Raw genomic sequence first — 15,115 nt, forward strand, 5'->3', positions numbered from 1 at the left:
ACGTCGGCGGCGGACGGGGTGTGGGGATGGGGTGGGGGTGTTTTTGGGGGGCGGGAACCCGGGGGGGGTAGGGGCGCTAGGCGGGGGCGCAGGTTGGGGTGGTGGTCGGGGGACTGCTTGAGGTGGTGGAGCTGAGGTAGCCGGCGGTGGTCGAGGTTCCCGGCGCGAGCTGGCCGTTGTAGGCGGCGTTCGCGACGGTCACCTGGCTACCCGACTGGGTGAGGGTGCCGTTCCAGACCTGGGACACCGTCTGTCCGCTGGCGAGCGTCCAGGTGACCCGCCAGCCGTTCAGCGCCGACGATCCGGAGTTGGTGACCGTGAGCCGCCCCTCGAAACCGCCCTGCCAGGTGTTCACCACGGTGTTGGTGACCGCGCAGGACGTCCCGGCCGGGCTGGTCGGCGTGGGAGTGGTCGTGGGCGTCGGGATGGGCGTCGGCGTCGGGTCCGCGGTCGGGCTCGGCGTCGGCGTCGGGGTCGGCGTCGGGGTGGGCGTGGTGCCGTTGGCCTGGAACTGCCACCAGTTGAGGTTGAACAGGGTGCCGCTGCCGCCGGTGAACCGCAGGTACAGGTCCTGGGTGCCGGTGACGCCGGAGACCGGGCAGGAGACGGTCTGCCACGTCTGCCACGCACCGGTGCCGGGTACCGCGCAGCTGCCCACCCGGGTGCCGGTGGGGCTACCGAGGCGCATTTCGATGGTGCCGCCGGACGTCGCCGAGGCGACCCGGGCCGAGAAGGACGTCGCGCCCGTACCGAAGCCGACGCCCTTGACCTTGATGTAGTCCCCGTTCTCGATCCACCCGACGTTCATCCCGCCCTCGCTGGCCGGCTCGGTCTCGATGCCGGAGCCCCAGGCGATGGTCTCGGCCTCCTGCCGCACGTACGGGTTCAGCGTGCCGATCTGCGGCGCGCCCGTCGTGGTCATGTTGATCGTCGGGATGGTGCCGTTGGTGTTGTACGTGAACTTCTCCACGGCCACCGAACGGGTGTAACCGCCACCGCCGGGCAGCGCTCCGTTGTGGTAGAAGAAGTACGAGCCGCCGTTGAAGTCGATGACTCCCGGGTGGTTGGTGAAACTCGCACCCTGGCGGGGCATGACCGTGCCGCGATAGGTCCACGGGCCGGTCGGGCCGGTGGCGGTCGAGTATCCGATGAACTCGGAGCAGCACTCCGCCGCGAACACGTTGTAGTAGGTGCCGTTGCGCTTGTAGACCCAGGGGCCCTCCTCGTAGAGGGTGGGCCGGCTCGCGTTGCCGCTGCGGGCGCCGAACCCGGCGGTGGTGAGCGGGATCTTGGTGGCGCTGCCGCTGTAGGAGATCATGTCGGCGTTCAGCCGGACGTACCACAGGTTCGGGTTGCCCCAGTACAGGTACGCCTGACCGTCGTCGTCGACGAAGACCGTGGGGTCGATCTCGCCGTTGCCCACCAGGGGACGGCCGATGGCGTCCCGGAACGGCCCGGTGGGGCTGTCGGCGACCGCGACGCCGATGGCCATCGAGTTGGTGGCCCGGGCGGTGACCGGCACGTACCAGTAGAACTTGCCGTTGCGGGCGACGACCTGGCCGGCCCACGCGTTGGCGCTCGCCCAGCTGAAGGTGGCGAGGCTCAGTGGCGAGCCGTGGTCGGTCCAGTTGACCATGTCGGCGGACGACCACACCCGCCAGTCCTTCATGGTGAAGTACGTCGAGCCGTCCTCGTCGTGGCCGGTGTAGAGGTAGACGCGTCCGTTGTGGACCAGGGGCGCCGGGTCGGCGGTGTAGATGTGCTGGACGATGGGGTTGTCCGCGCGGGCGGCCGTGGCCGGCATCAGCGTCGAGACGAGCAGCAGGCTCGTGAGCCAGGCGAGACCGCGCCGGAGCCGGGTCGTGGTCCGTGGTGGCGGTGTGGGGCGCATCGGTACCTCCAGGGTGGGTCACGACGGGCGGGCGGCCCGCCGCGTGCGCTGGCGGCGTGTCGCGGGTGTCGTCGCGGGTCGCTCGGGTGGGCTGCGGCGGTGCCGCGAGCACGGCAGGAGGGGATCGGGTGTCCACCCTGGCTCCCGCGTGCGGCGGCCCGCCGTCGTCGACGGCGGTGGTCAACGTCCCTGAGGGGAGGCCCGGTCACCCACCAGCGGGCGTTGGTCATGCACTGCTCCATCGACCTCGGCGGATCGAGTGGAGCGGTGAAGCGTGCCCTTCGCCTCTGCGGCCCGAGGGTAGTCTGTTATCGCTAACATTCTCAAGCGATGGATGGACCTGGATTTCTCGCCGGCCTCACGGACGGGTCGGCGTGGGGTCGCACCAGGGGTCGGCGGAGCGGTCAGCGCTGCAACCGGGTGGGGCTCCCCGGTCCGCTGCGGCGCACGAGCCACGCCTCCGTGATGTGCGTGAACATCGCCTGCGCGGCACCGTCCGGGTCGTGGGCGGCGATGCGCTCGTAGATGCGCCGGTGCCCCTGGTTCGACGCCACGCACATGGCCCGCTCGGGCTGGCCCATGTAGCGGGCGGTGTTGACGACCTGACTCTCCAGGGACCGGACGACGCCCCGGGCGATGCGGTTGCCGGACGCCTGCATGACCGTGTCGTGGAAGGCGCGGTCGTGCTCCTGGTAGGTGACGTGGTCGTCGACCAGCTCGTCCATGCGGTCCACCAGGGCGCGTAGCCGGTCGATCGCCGCCTCGTCGGCGAGGCGGGCGGCCACGTTGGCCATGTCGGACTCCAGCACCCGGCGGGTGACCACCAGGTCGTCCAGGATCGCCAGGGTGTCGTCCTCGGCGATGGTCGCCGCGAGGACGAGTTCGTCGAGCATGTCCCATGACGAGGGCGGGGTGACGAGCGTTCCGCTGCCCTGGCGGACCTGCACGAGCCCCTTCTCCTGCAAAATCTTCACCGCTTCCCGGATGACGGTGCGGCTCACCGAGAAGGTCTCGCAGAGCACCGGCTCGGGGGGCAGTGGCGTGCCCGAGGGGTGTGCTCCCTGGACGATGCGGGTCACCAACTCGGCCGTGATCGCCTGGGCCAGATTCGTCGGGCGACGCGTCCAGGTCGGTGTCGCCGTGCCGTTGACGGCCGACTGGTTCGATGTCGTCACGTTCACCTCCGCGTGGCCGCGGGAGCGGGCCCACGAGTCCGCCCCAGTGTACGGGCAACCGTTGACGTCAGACGTCATACGAGTTACGTTCTCGTCAATCTTGCATCGACGGCCGGCGTCTCGGCCACTCCCCATATGAAGGTGAGCAACGATGAAGCAACGAGCAGTGTGGTCCGCGGTCCTCGTTGCAGGGCTGGCCCTGACAGGCTGTGGAAGCGCGACAGGTTCGGGTTCATCGTCCGAAGGCTCGGACAAGAAGCTGGTCGTCTGGGACTGGAAGTCCGGCGAGGCCAGCTCCGCCCAGTACGTGGAGAAGGCCAAGGCCGACTTCGCCAAGAAGCACAAGGACGTCAAGGTCGAGTTCGTCGCCCAGCCGTTCGAGGAGTACTACACGCTGTTGGGCGCGGCCCTCCAGTCGGGCAAGGGGCCGGACGTCATCCTGTTCAACGGTGGCGGCCAGATCCGCGACCGGGTGGCCTCGCTCCAGCCGCTCGACGAGTACGTCGGCGAGGACCGGCAGCGGCTGGCCGGCTGGGAGGCGTTCGCGAAGGACGGCAAGACGTACGCCTCCCCGGTGACGCTGCAGGGCCACCCGATCTACTACAACAAGACGCTCTACGAGAAGGCCGGTCTCGACCCGGCGAAGCCCGCCACGACCTGGCAGGAGTTCGTCGCCAACTGCGGTGTCATCACCAAGCAGACCGGCGCCAAGTGCTTCTCCGTCGGCAACAAGGAGGGCTACGGCATCCAGTTCTTCCTGTCGGCCATGGCATCGGGCGTGCTGACCCCGCAGGAATACGACAACTGGATCGCCGGCAAGCGCGACTGGAAGTCGCCGAACGTCAAGCGGCTCTTCGAGCTGTGGAAGGAGACCGGCACCGCCAAGCTGAACAACGACGGCGCGAACTCCACCGCCCTGTTCAACGACGCGTTCGCCGTGTTCCAGTCCGGCAAGGCCGCCCACATGATCGGCCTCATGTCCGACATCGGGCACTGGAAGGACTTCAACGAGTTCATCACGCCGGAGAAGCTGGGCGTGATGATGGCCCCGACGGTGACCAGCGGCGTGACCTCCAGCCTGCCGTACGACGGCGGCATCGGGTACGCGGTCGCCAAGTGGACCAAGGACCCGAAGGTGGCCGCCGACCTGGTGCGCTCGCTGAGCTCCACCGAGGCGCTGAAGGCGTTCTACGCCAACGCCGGCGCGATCACCGCGGACACGACGATCGACGTGTCGGCGAGTGGGCCGGCCGTCACCACGATCGTCTCCGCGCTCAAGACCGGCAAGCCGGCGGTGCACGTGGCGCTCTCCTCGAAGTCGCTCGACCTGATGGGCCGCCTCTCGCAGCAGTTGCTCAGCGGCTCGATCAGCGTGGACGAGGTCGTGAAGCAGATGGCCGCCTCGGACACGGCGGGCTGATCTCGTGACGATCGGCAAGTCACTCCCGTCGGTCCGCTCGGCTTCGGCCGGGCGGGCCGGCGGGGTCCCGCCCTCCGCACCGCCGCCTCGCGACCGCGCCGTCTCGCGGCGCGCCGCCGGCGGCCGACGCGCCGAGCAACTGGCACCCTTCGTGCTGGTCGCCCCGGCCGTCCTGATCCTCGTGCTGCTGCGGCTGTACCCGCTCGTGCTCGGTGTCAACTTCTCCTTCACCGGCGACGGCGACCGCGACGGGGCGATGGTCGGCTTTGACAACTACGTCCACCTGCTCCAGGATCCGCTGTTCCAGCAGGCGCTGCGCAACGTGGGACTGCTGGTCCTGCTCCTGCCGGTGGCGGTGGCCATTCCGGGTCTACTCGCCACGTTCATCTACCTGCGCGTGCCGGGGCACCGGTTCTACCGCAGCGTCTACTTCTTCCCGGCCGTGCTGTCCCCGGTCATCGTCGGCGCGATCTTCAATCTGCTGCTCTCGTTTGACGGTCCTGTCAACGTTGTCCTGTCCACGGTGGGCATCGGGCCGGTGGACTGGCTCGGTGATCCGGACGTCGCCATGTTCGCGGTCGTCGGTGTGCACGTGTGGGCGACCTTCGGAATGGCCCTGGTTGTCTTCCTCGCGGGCTTCGCGACCCTGGACGCGGCCCTGCTGGACGCCGCGCGGGTGGACGGCGCGTCCCTGGCCCAGGTGATCTGGCACGTGATCATCCCCAGCCTGACCCGCACCATCCAGTTCGTCTTCGTGACCACGATGATCGGGATGCTGACGTCCATGTTCGGCCTGCTCTACGTCATGACCAGTGGCGGTCCGGAGGGCTCGACCTACCTGCCGGAGTACTACATCTGGATCCAACAGGGGCGGATGAACCGACCGGCCCTCGCGTCGGCCGCGTCCACCGTTCTGTTCGTCATCATGCTCGTCGTCGGGCTGCTACAGCTCAAGCTGCTCCGACGCGCGGGGAGGGAGGACTGATGTCCCGCGTCCGACTGGGCAGATGGTTGCTCGTGATCCCGATGGGGCTCCTCGCGGTCGCGACGATCTACCCCCTCCTGTTCACGGCGAACGTCGCCATGAAGACCCGCCGGGAGTACATCCTCGACCGCTTCGGGCTGGCGGACTCCCTGCACTTCGAGAACATCACCAAGGCGTGGACCAGCGTCGGCATGGGCCGGTACACCGCCAACTCGATCCTCGTCGTGGGTTGCGCGGTGTTCCTGCTGCTGCTGTTCGGGTCGATGGCCGGATTCGCGCTGAGCCAACTGCGCTTCCGGGGCTCGACGGCGCTGTTCATCGGCTGCCTCGCGGCGCTCTTCATCCCCTTCCAGGTGATCATGGTGCCGCTGGCCCGGGTGATGGCCGACAGCGGTCTGGTCGACACGTACCCGGGACTGATCCTCGCGTACGTCGCGCAGTTCCTGCCCTTCACGGTCTTCCTGATGACCAGCTACTACCGCACCATCCCGGCGGAGATCGTCGACGCGGCCCGGATCGACGGCAACACCGTGTACGGCGTCTACCGGCGGATCATGCTGCCGCTGGGCGCTCCGGCGCTGCTGTCCGTGGGCATCCTCAACACGCTGTTCTGCTGGAACGACGTGCTCATCTCGCTGCTGCTGATGCCGTCGGCCGACCACCGGACCCTCATGGTCGGGGTGACCTCGCTGCGGGGGCAGTACTCCGAGGACATTCCCACCTTCGCCTCCGGGGTGCTCATCGCGGCGATCCCGGTCCTGGCGGTCTACCTGTTCCTTCAGCGCCAGATCGCCGACGGCGTCGCCGCTGGTTCCACGAAAGGCTGACATGCGCATCACCGGGTATCGAACCCTGACGACGGTCCAGGAGTGGGGCCGACCCGTCGGCGACGCCAACGGCGTGTTCCCCGACGGCGTGACGACACTGCCGATCACGATCGTCGAGACCGACGAGGGGATCGACGGCATCGGCCTCGGGCCGCATGTGGAGATCGACAAGATCTTCCCGGCCATCGAAGGGGAAGATCCCCGCGCGGTGTCCACCCTGTACGACCGGATGCTGCGGCAGACGTTCAAGGCCGGGCACGCCGGCCTGGTGTTCGGGACGATCGGCGCGCTGGACACCGCCCTGTGGGACATCAAGGCGAAGATGGCCGGCGAGCCGCTCTGGCGCCTGCTCGGCGGGCGGGACCGGCGTGTTCCCGCGTACGCCTCCGGTCTCGACATCGGGCTGACCGACGACGAACTCGTCGCCGAGTACGAGGTCTACGCCGGGTACGGCCTGCGGGCCGCCAAGCTCAAGGGCGGTCTCGACATCGAGCGGGACCGGCACCGGCTCGGCCTGGTCCGGGAGGTGCTGACCGAGGCCGGTCACGGCCGACGGCCGGGCCTGATGCTCGACGTCAACGAGGCGTGGTCGCGCAAGCAGGCCGTGCGCCACGTGGCCGAGTTGGAACGTACCCTCGATCTGATCTGGATCGAGGAGCCGGTCCGCCGCTGGGACGCCGAGGGCCTGGCCGCCGTGGGTCGGGGCGTACGGGCCTCGATCGCCACCGGTGAGAACCTCACCGGGCTGGAGCAGTACCGACCGCTGATCGCGGCGGGCGCGGTCGACATCGTGCAGACGGCCGCCGTCTGGGGGGTCACCCACTTCCTGCGGGTGGCGGCCCTGGCACACGCCAACGACCTACCGGTCAGCCCCATCGGCAACATTCCCGTCGGTCTCCTGCACGCCGCGACCTCGGTGCCCAACCACCTGGTGAGCGAGTTGCAGGATCTCCGACCACCGAAGGGCATCGGCCTCGACCTGCACGTCGAGGACGGCGCGTTCGTCCTGGGTGAGACACCCGGTCTCGGGGTACGGGTGGACGAGGCGGCGATCGCGGCCGCCGGACACCGTCCGGGCACTCCGACCGCCGACAGCCCGAACGTCCGTCCGGAGCGAGCCGGCAAGCGGCTGCTCGCGGTGGCCGAGCACCCGGTCGCCGCCGTGCCGGCCGGGGTCGAGGCCCTGCTCGTCGACGCGGTCACGTCCCCGAACGACGTGGCGCCGCTGCGGCACTGAGCCGGTACGGACCGTAACCGCGCTGGACCTCAATTGGTCGGATGATTACCGTGTCCGTGGCGCCGACTCCGCGGACGCGGCTCCGGCCGCCCTGTCACCCGCACCGTACGTATCCACCACGTCGAGACGGAGCAGCAGTGAAGGCAGTTGTCTACAAGGGAGCACGGGACCTCGGGATCGAGGACCGCGCACCGGAACCGCCGGGCCCCGGCCAGGTACGGATCGCGGTGGCGTACACCGGGATCTGCGGTACGGACCTGCACATCTTCCACGGCGACATGGACGCCCGGGTCGGCGCGTCGGCGGTCCTGGGACACGAGATGTCGGGGCGCGTCGCCGCGGTCGGCGACGGCGTGACCGACCTGCGGGTCGGGCAGCCCGTCACCGTGATGCCCACGCGCGCCTGCGGGCAGTGCCCGGCGTGCCGTCGTGGACACTCGCACATCTGTCACGCGATGGACTTCCTCGGCATCGACTCGCCCGGCGCGATGCAGTCGTCCTGGACGGTGCCGGCCGACCTGGTGCTGCCGCTCCCCGATGACCTGCCGTTGGACCGCGCGGCGCTCGTCGAGCCCGTCGCCGTGGCGGTGCACGACGTCGGCCGGGCGCAGGTGGCGTCCGGCGAGCACGTGGTCGTCGTCGGCGGGGGCCCGGTGGGCGTCCTCATCGCCGCCGTCGCCCGTGAGCGGGGGGCCCAGGTCCTGCTCGTCGAACCGGACGGTTTCCGGCGCGGAGTCGCGTCGGGCATCGGCATCGAGGCCGTCGACCCGGGGCCGACCGACGTGGTGGCGCTGGTCAACGAACGGACCGGCGGCGCGGGCGCGGACGTCGCGTTCGAGGTTTCCGGTTCGGCCGCCGGCGTCGGCACGGCGGTGGACGTGCTCACCACCCGGGGCCGGCTGGTGATGGTGGCGATCCACCCGCAGCCACGTCCGGTGAACCTGCACCGCTTCTTCTGGCGGGAACTGGAGTTGCTGGGCGCGCGGCTGTACCGGCGCGAGGACGTCGTCGAGGCGATCCGGCTGGTGGCGGCGGGCGTCATCCCGGCCCAGGAGCTGATCTCCCGGGTGCTCCCGGTGGCCGGCGTCACCGACGCGTTCACGGCCCTGGAGTCCGGCGGAGGTGTCATGAAGGTGCTGCTCGACTGGCGGGAGGAGGAGCGATGAGCGTCCTGTTCGACCTGACCGGACGGACCGCCCTGGTGACCGGGGCCCGGCGGGGGATCGGCCTGGCGATGGCCGAGGCGCTGGCGTTGGCCGGCGCGGACATCATCGGGGTGTCGGCGCAGTTGGAGCCGGAGGGCAGTGAGGTCCAACGGCGCGTCGAGGCCGCCGGTCGCCGGTTCACCGGCATCCGGACCGACCTGGGCGACCGGGCCGCGGTGTACCGGCTGGCCGAGGAGGCCGAGGCGGTCGCGCCGGTGGACATCCTGGTGAACAACGGCGGCACGATCGCCCGGGCGCCGGCCGTGGAGCACCCCGACGAGATGTGGGACCGGGTGGTGCAGGTGAACCTGTCCAGCCAGTTCGTGCTGACCCGGGAGATCGGCCGGCGGATGGTCGACCGGGGTCGCGGCAAGGTCATCTTCACCGCCTCGCTGCTGAGCTTCCAGGGCGGCATCAACGTCGCGAGCTACACGGCGGCCAAGTCCGGCCTCGCCGGGCTGACCAGGGCGCTGTCCAACGAGTGGGCCGGACACGGCGTCAACGTCAACGCGATCGCACCCGGCTACATCGCCACCGACAACACCCAGGCGCTGCGCGACGACCCGGTACGCAACGACGCCATCCTGGGTCGGATCCCGGCCGGCCGGTGGGGACGCGCCGACGATCTGGCCGGCGCCACCGTGTTCCTGGCCGCCGCCGCGTCGGACTACGTGCACGGCACCGTCCTGCCCGTCGACGGCGGATGGTTGGGCCGATGACCGGGCCCACGCCGACCGGGCGTCCCGGCATCATCGACGCGCACCACCACCTCTGGGTCCGCGCCCGGCACCCGCAACCGTGGATCGACCCGGACACGATGGCGGCCATCGACAACGACTTCACCCCGGCGGATCTCGCTCCGGCGGCGCGGGCCGCCGGGGTCACCGAGACCGTCGTCGTGCAGTCCATCGCCTCCGTGGCGGAGACCGAACACCTGTTGGGCATCGCGGCCGACGATCCCCTCATCGGCGGCGTCGTCGGCTGGGTCAACCTCGCCGCCGACGACATCGACGAGCGCCTCGACCGGCTGCGCGCCGCCCGCGGCGGGGAGCGGCTGGTCGCCATCCGCCACCTGGTCCAGTCCGAGCCCGACCCGGCGTACCTCGACCGGCGCGACGTCCGGCGGGGCATCGCGGCCGTCGGGGCCGCCGATCTCGCCTACGACCTGCTGGTCCGCGACCATCAACTGCCGGCGGCCACGCGGCTCGTCCGGGACCTGCCCGAGGTGTCGTTCGTCCTGGACCACCTCGCCAAGCCGTCGCTCGGCAGGGGAGACCTGGGCGACTGGCCCGCCAACCTGCGGGCGCTCGCCGCCGAGCCGAACGTCACCGCGAAGCTCTCCGGCCTGGTGACCGAGGTGGACGGCTCGTCCTGGTCCGCTGCCGACCTGCGCCCCGCCATCGACCACGCGCTCGACGCGTTCGGGGCGCACCGGCTCATGTTCGGCTCCGACTGGCCGGTGTGCCTGCTCGCCAGCTCCTACACCCGGTGGGTCGGCGTCCTCGCCGACCTGCTGGAACCGCTCGCCGACGCGGAGCAGGCGTCGATCTGGCGGGAGACCGCCGTCCGCGCGTACGGGTTGGGGGAGCCGTGACGGGCCGGGAGCTGCCCCGGCGACCGGGGGTACGCCTCACCACGCTGGGCTTCGGCGCGGCGCAGGGCGGCAACCTGTACCGGGGAACGTCGGACGAGGAGTTCGCGGCGGCCCTCGACACCGCCTGGGACGCCGGCATCCGGTACTTCGACACCGCGCCGCACTACGGTCTCGGCCTGTCCGAGCGCCGGGTGGGGGCGGCGCTGCGGTCCCGGCCCCGCGACGAGTACGTGGTGTCGACGAAGGTCGGGCGGCTGCTCGTACCCTCGCCCGAGGGCGCGCGGGACCGCGACCCGGAGGGGTTCGACGTGCCGGCCGACCACCGGCGGGTCTGGGACTTCAGCCGCGACGGTGTCCTGCGGTCGTTGGAGGCCAGCCTGGACCGCACCGGCCTGGACCGCGTGGACGTGGTGTACCTGCACGACCCGGACGAGCACTGGGAGCAGGCGGCGACCGAGGCGGTACCGGCGCTGGTCGAGCTGCGTGACCAGGGGGTCGTCGGCGCGATCGGCGCCGGCATGAACCAGTCGGCGATGCTGGCCCGCTTCGTCCGGGAGACCGACATCGACGTGGTGATGTGCGCCGGCCGCTACACCCTCCTCGAACAGGGCGCGGCCGACGACCTGCTGCCGGCCGCGCAGTCCGCGGGGGTGGGCGTGGTGATCGCCGGGGTCTACAACTCCGGGCTGCTGGCCCGCGACCAGCCACCGGCCGACGCGACCTACAACTACCAGCAGGCGCCGCCCGAGGTGATCGAACGGGCCCGGCGGATCGCGGCGGTCTGTCAGGAGTACGGCGTCACGCTGCCCCAGGCGGCGCTGGCGTTCGTCCGCCGGCACCCGGTGGTGGTCTCGACGGTGGTCGGCCTGCGGGACGAGGCCCAGGTGACCGAGACCCTGCGCCGCTTCGACGCGGACGTCCCGGAGCAGCTGTGGGTGGCACTGCGCGACGCCGGACTGCTCCGCTGACGGCGCGGCGCTGAAAAGCCGGAGCGCCGGCCACCCGTCGTCAGGAGCGGGTGGCCGGCGCTTCGTTCGCGCCAGGTCCGGTGGTCAGACCTGGGTGAACCGCCACTGCTGGTTGGCGGCGCTGTGGCAGCCCCACTGCAGCAGTCGGGCCCCGTCGGCGGTCGAGGCACCGTTGACGTCCACGCAGAGCCCGCTCAGCGCGCTCTTGACCGTGTAGACACCGGTGGTGCCGGTCGCCGTCACGGTGAACTTCTGTTGGTTGGAGTTGTTGCAGGTGGTGTGTTGCAGGAAGGCGCCCTGCGCGGTCGAGCCTCCGACGACGTCGAGGCACTTACCGCTGTGCACCGCCTTGAGGTAGACGGCGCCGCTACCGGCGTCCACCGCCTGCCACTTCTGGTTGTTGGCCCCGGTGGCCGCCCACTGCACCACCTGGGCGCCGTCGGCGGTGGAGACACCGCTGACGTCCATCAGCTTGCCGCTGTGTTGGGCCGTGAGGGTCCAGGTCTTTCCGGCCACGCCACCACCGGTGTCGCTGCCGGGGACCCCCACGCCGTTGCCGCCGAAGGTGAAGGCGTCGAGGTCGAACCAGTTGGATGAGCTGCCCTTGAACACCATGTAGAGGGTGTGCGTCCCGGACAGGGCCGCGACGCTCGTCGCCGCCGTGGACTGGTAGTTGTCCCAGCCGCCGGTGCTGGGCACCGACGTCGTCGCCAGCAGGGTGCCGGTCGGCGAGTCGGCCCGCAGCTCGATGGAACCCCCACCACTGGGCGACGACAGACGGTAGCTGACGGTGCTGATGCCCGACAGGCTCATCGGGTTGAACGCCACCCAGTCGTTGTTGGAGATGTCGCCGACGCGCTTGCCGCTCTCCGCGGCGCTCTGGTCGACGACCCGGATGCCGGACTGGCTGCTGAAGTACTCGGCCTGCTTGTGCTTCGGTTGCAGGATCGCCGTCGCGTAGCCGGTCAGCGGCGAGCCGCCGCCCGAGCCGCCGTTGTCGGTGTAGCGGGCGTTGAGCACGTAGTACAGGTTCGCGCCCTCGGGGTGCCCACCGAGCAGGTCGGTGGAGATGGTCCCCGAACACCCCGGGTACTCGGTGGTCTCGTGGGCGTGGTCGTCGTGGCCGAGGGCCGGGTTGACGAACACCTTGGTGCAGTCGATGGCCGCGCCGCCGGGGTCGGAGACACTGACCGTGTACGAGACCTTGTCGCCGAAGTTCAGCATGCCGCCGTTGGGCGGCACGTTGATGGTGACCACCGGGGCGGTGTTGCCGACGGTGATCTGCACGTTGGCGAAGCCGGTCTTGCCGGTGTTGTCGGTGACCTTCAGCTGCGCGGTGTAGTCGCCGTTGGCCGTGTAGGTGTGTGCCGGGTTGGCTGCCGTGGACGTACCACCGTCACCGAAGGTCCACTGGTAGCTGAGGGTGTTGCCAGGGTCCGGGTCGTTGGTGCCGGCGCTGCTGAACTGGACGGTCAGCGGGGCGCTGCCGCTGGTCGGCGTGCCGACGGCCTTGGCGATCGGTGACCGGCCGCCCTGGATGTAGTCGATCCGGTAGAGCCCGGAGTCGTTGTTGCCGCCGCCGAAGTTCGAGCCCCACTCCAGCAGGTACAGCGAGCCGTCGGGGCCGAACTCCATGTCCATGGGCTTGTTGAAGTTGCCGCCGGGCAGGAACGGGTTGGTCCGGGTGACCGCCGTCGAGGAGTCGAAGTGGACCTCCTTGACGTAGTTGCGGGCCCACTCGTAGAAGAAGTGCACGCCGTCGTAGTACGGCGGGAACTTCGTGGCCGACGGGTTGTTCGCGTTGTACCGGTACACCGGGCCGCCCATCGGGGCCGACCCGCCGGAGCCCAGCTCGGGGAAGGTGGTCGAGGCCGGGTAGCCGTACCAGATGTTCGGCGAGACGACCGGCTTGAGGTTGACCAGGCCGGTGTTGTTGGGCGAGTTGTTGACCGGCGCGCTGCAGTTGAACTTCGCCCCGACCACACCGGTGTCCGGGTTGAACGGCGCGTACGGCTGGTTGTTGCCGTGGCAGAACGGCCAGCCGTAGTTGCCGGCCGTCTTGATCACGTTCAGCTCGACGAGACCCTCCGGGCCGCGGTTGGTCGTCGGCGGGTTGCGGTCCGGGCCGTAGTCGGCCAGGTAGACCCACCCGGTGGTCGGGTCGATCGAGAAGCGGAACGGGTTGCGGAAGCCCATGGCGTACACCTCGGGCTTGGTCTGCGCCGTGCCCTGGGGGTAGAGGTTGCCCGTCGGGATGGTGTACCCGCCGCTGGCCGAGGGCTTGATCCGCAGGAGCTTGCCCCGCAGGTCGTTGGTGTTACCGGCGGACCGGGCGGCGTCCAGGTTGGACTTGCCCGAGCGCCAGTCCAGCGGGGCGTACCCCTGCCAGTTGGGGTCGAGGTTGGGCGGCGTGTCGTCGCCGGTGCCGATGTAGAGGTTGCCGTCCGGGCCGAAGTCGATGTAGCCGCCGGTGTGCCCGGGCTCCGCGAAGGTCCGGTCCCGGTACGCGGGGATGTCGATGATCCGGGCCTCGGTGGACAGGTTGAGCGTGTCACCGGAGAGCGTGTAGCGGGACACCCGGTTGACGTCGGTCGAGCTGCTCGCGGGTGAGTGGTACAGGTACACGTACCCGTTGCTGGCGAACGCGGGGTCTATCGCCACGCCGGTCAGGCCGTCCTCACCGCCGGTGTAGACGCTCAGCGTGGCAGCGGTGACGGTGCTGTTCGTGCTCGGCTTGAAGATCTTGACCTGGCCACCCCGCTGGACGTACAGGACGCGACCGTCCGGCAGCACGGACAGCGCCATCGGGTCCGCGGTGTTGTCGTCGAGGGTGCGCTTCTCGAAGTTGCCCCAGACGGTGCCGCCGCAGTCGCCGGGCAGGTTGCCGGCGGCCCACTTGATGCCGCCCAGGACGTGGTTGCGGAAGTAGGTCTCGCTGTAGGAGTCGATGGCGTGGCCCATCGCGGTGGCCCACACCCGTCCGCCACCGGTGTTGCGGCACCACGAGATCGGGTGGTCCGGGCCCATCGCCCGTGAGCCTGGGTTGTAGGTGCGCTCGTCGGCGGTCACCAGGACGTGCACGTTGCCGCGCGGGTTGGAGTCGAAGTTGTACCACTCCTCGCTGCGGCTCCAGCGGTCCGGCAGGCCGACCGTCGAGGGGTGCTGCTTGTCGGCGACGATGGCCGTGCCGGCCAGCACGCCGGGGGAGTGCTCCGGCATGTGGGCGCCGCCGTTCATCATCTGGTCCCACCACGGGTACTCAGACTCGATGCCCATGTCGGTGGCGTTGTGCACGCCCACGATCCCCTTGCCGCTGGCGAGGTAACCCTCGATGGCCTGCCGCTGGGAGGCCGAGGTCCAGACCATGCCGGAGGTCTGGAGCATGATGACCACGTCGAAGGTGGCGAGGTTGGCGGCCGTGAAGACGCTCGCGTCCTCGGTCGCCACCACCTCGAAGTTGTTCGCGGCGGCCTGCTGCTGGATCATCGAGATCCCGGCGGGGATCGAGTCGTGCCGGTAGCCGGCGGTCTTGGTGAACAACAGGGCGCGGAACGCCGGGGCGGCCGACGCTGGCGGGGCCAGGCCGAGGGCCACCAACAGGCCGACGATCAATCCGATGATCAGTGTGGGGCGACGCATGCCGTCTCCTAGGTCTGGGCGGGCAACTGGCGAGTGCGAGCACGGGCCGACAGCGCGTCAGGTCGTGCCTGGGCGCGCGAGAGCCACGGGTGTGCTGGTCGCGGTCGTCGTGCCGTACGCCGAGACGGCAGTCAGCCCCGCTGGATGTCACACAGCGTGATGTGGGCTGTGATC

The 15,115-nt window shown here is 70.2% G+C and carries 11 protein-coding genes; 8 read left to right on the forward strand and 3 right to left on the reverse strand.

Annotation, left to right across the window (positions count from 1 at the left end; translation table 11 throughout):
- Window positions 1-76: 76 nt before the first annotated feature.
- On the reverse strand, window positions 77-1,891 hold the full coding sequence (locus ACQP0N_RS13695) for a family 43 glycosylhydrolase (RefSeq protein WP_433120499.1): 1,815 nt from the start codon (window positions 1,889-1,891) through the stop codon (window positions 77-79).
- Window positions 1,892-2,295: 404 nt separating this feature from the next.
- A complete protein-coding gene (locus ACQP0N_RS13700; protein WP_433120500.1) occupies window positions 2,296-3,066 on the reverse strand; it encodes a FadR/GntR family transcriptional regulator in 771 nt (256 codons plus the stop codon).
- 151 nt (window positions 3,067-3,217) lie between these two features.
- On the opposite strand from ACQP0N_RS13700, the gene ACQP0N_RS13705 reads away from it, so the two are divergent.
- The 8 genes from ACQP0N_RS13705 to ACQP0N_RS13740 all read left to right on the forward strand — a co-directional run bounded on the left by ACQP0N_RS13705 (window position 3,218) and on the right by ACQP0N_RS13740 (window position 11,302).
- Complete coding sequence (locus ACQP0N_RS13705; RefSeq protein WP_433120502.1) at window positions 3,218-4,486, forward strand: ABC transporter substrate-binding protein; 1,269 nt, start codon at window positions 3,218-3,220, stop codon at window positions 4,484-4,486.
- A gap of 4 nt (window positions 4,487-4,490) precedes the next feature.
- Window positions 4,491-5,471, forward strand: coding sequence for a carbohydrate ABC transporter permease (locus tag ACQP0N_RS13710; RefSeq protein WP_355050069.1), 981 nt, complete (start codon window positions 4,491-4,493; stop codon window positions 5,469-5,471).
- The gene (locus ACQP0N_RS13715) at window positions 5,471-6,298 is read left to right on the forward strand and encodes a carbohydrate ABC transporter permease (RefSeq protein ID WP_355050068.1); all 828 of its coding nucleotides are present in this window, start codon (window positions 5,471-5,473) and stop codon (window positions 6,296-6,298) included. Before ACQP0N_RS13710 ends, ACQP0N_RS13715 begins: the two co-directional genes overlap by 1 nt.
- A gap of 1 nt (window position 6,299) precedes the next feature.
- Window positions 6,300-7,535, forward strand: a complete 1,236-nt coding sequence (locus ACQP0N_RS13720) for a mandelate racemase/muconate lactonizing enzyme family protein (protein WP_433120505.1) — start codon at window positions 6,300-6,302, stop codon at window positions 7,533-7,535.
- A 137-nt stretch (window positions 7,536-7,672) separates the two neighbouring features.
- On the forward strand, window positions 7,673-8,701 hold the full coding sequence (locus tag ACQP0N_RS13725) for a zinc-dependent alcohol dehydrogenase (protein ID WP_433120507.1): 1,029 nt from the start codon (window positions 7,673-7,675) through the stop codon (window positions 8,699-8,701).
- Window positions 8,698-9,459, forward strand: a complete 762-nt coding sequence (locus tag ACQP0N_RS13730; protein WP_425733489.1) for an SDR family NAD(P)-dependent oxidoreductase — start codon at window positions 8,698-8,700, stop codon at window positions 9,457-9,459. Before ACQP0N_RS13725 ends, ACQP0N_RS13730 begins: the two co-directional genes overlap by 4 nt.
- On the forward strand, window positions 9,456-10,334 hold the full coding sequence (locus tag ACQP0N_RS13735; RefSeq protein WP_433120510.1) for an amidohydrolase family protein: 879 nt from the start codon (window positions 9,456-9,458) through the stop codon (window positions 10,332-10,334). The genes ACQP0N_RS13730 and ACQP0N_RS13735 overlap by 4 nt, the downstream gene beginning before the upstream one ends.
- Window positions 10,331-11,302, forward strand: coding sequence for an aldo/keto reductase (locus ACQP0N_RS13740; protein ID WP_433120512.1), 972 nt, complete (start codon window positions 10,331-10,333; stop codon window positions 11,300-11,302). Before ACQP0N_RS13735 ends, ACQP0N_RS13740 begins: the two co-directional genes overlap by 4 nt.
- An 84-nt stretch (window positions 11,303-11,386) precedes the next feature.
- On the opposite strand, the gene ACQP0N_RS13745 is transcribed toward ACQP0N_RS13740, so the two are convergent.
- Window positions 11,387-14,941 (reverse strand): ThuA domain-containing protein, encoded by a 3,555-nt coding sequence (locus ACQP0N_RS13745; RefSeq protein WP_433120515.1) that lies wholly within the window; start codon window positions 14,939-14,941, stop codon window positions 11,387-11,389.
- Window positions 14,942-15,115 lie beyond the last annotated feature (174 nt).

This window comes from Micromonospora sp. CA-246542, from assembly GCF_050942905.1.
In the GTDB taxonomy this organism is placed as follows: domain Bacteria; phylum Actinomycetota; class Actinomycetes; order Mycobacteriales; family Micromonosporaceae; genus Micromonospora.

Coding starts and splice junctions, on each gene's coding strand:
- ACQP0N_RS13695 (WP_433120499.1), bottom strand. CDS start 1,891: ATGCGCCCCACACCGCCACCACGGACCACGACCCGGCTCCGGCGCGGT.
- ACQP0N_RS13705 (WP_433120502.1), top strand. CDS start 3,218: ATGAAGCAACGAGCAGTGTGGTCCGCGGTCCTCGTTGCAGGGCTGGCC.
- ACQP0N_RS13715 (WP_355050068.1), top strand. CDS start 5,471: ATGTCCCGCGTCCGACTGGGCAGATGGTTGCTCGTGATCCCGATGGGG.
- ACQP0N_RS13720 (WP_433120505.1), top strand. CDS start 6,300: ATGCGCATCACCGGGTATCGAACCCTGACGACGGTCCAGGAGTGGGGC.
- ACQP0N_RS13730 (WP_425733489.1), top strand. CDS start 8,698: ATGAGCGTCCTGTTCGACCTGACCGGACGGACCGCCCTGGTGACCGGG.
- ACQP0N_RS13735 (WP_433120510.1), top strand. CDS start 9,456: ATGACCGGGCCCACGCCGACCGGGCGTCCCGGCATCATCGACGCGCAC.
- ACQP0N_RS13745 (WP_433120515.1), bottom strand. CDS start 14,941: ATGCGTCGCCCCACACTGATCATCGGATTGATCGTCGGCCTGTTGGTG.